The 520-nt window shown below is 78.1% G+C and carries 1 pseudogene; it reads right to left on the bottom strand.

From position 1 onward, the window contains the following. A pseudogene (locus tag E5198_RS21745) lies at positions 1 to 520 on the bottom strand (hypothetical protein); the annotation flags it as partial.

Consider the following 520-nt stretch of genomic DNA (forward strand, 5'->3'; position numbering starts at 1 on the left):
AGGCGGCGAAGCCGGCCGGGCCGCGGGCGCCGCTTGCGCGGGGCGGGCGGGGACGGCAGGCAGCGCGGGATAGTCGTCGGCAGGCGGTTCCTCGCCGGGCGCCGGATCACCGGCCACCGGATCGCCGGCCGCCGGCAGTTGCTCGGGATCGAAGGGGTCGGCGACGAGCGGCACCTCGACCCACAGCTGCCAGCGCTCGCCGGCCGGCTCCAGGCGGTCGAACACCTGCAGTTCGCTGCCCAGGCCGACCAGCAGCAGTTCGGCGCCATCGCCCACGGGCTGCAGGCTCCAGCTCAGGCTGCGGCCGTCGCCGGCGAAACCGCCGGCGCGCGGCCCCTGGTCGTCCAGCTGCAGGCGGGGCAGGCGCAGGCTGACCGCGCCGCTCTGCTCGTTGCGCCGGTACTCGGGGGCGCGGTCGAGCAGCAGCTGCAGGACGAAGCGCTCGCGCCCGTGCTGCGGCAGGGTGGCCAGCAGGCGCACCGGCGGCTCGCCGGCCGCCGCGGTCGCTGGCTCGGGCGCA

Source organism: Pseudomonas sp. A-1 (genome assembly GCF_004801855.1).
In the GTDB taxonomy this organism is placed as follows: Bacteria; Pseudomonadota; Gammaproteobacteria; order Pseudomonadales; family Pseudomonadaceae; genus Geopseudomonas.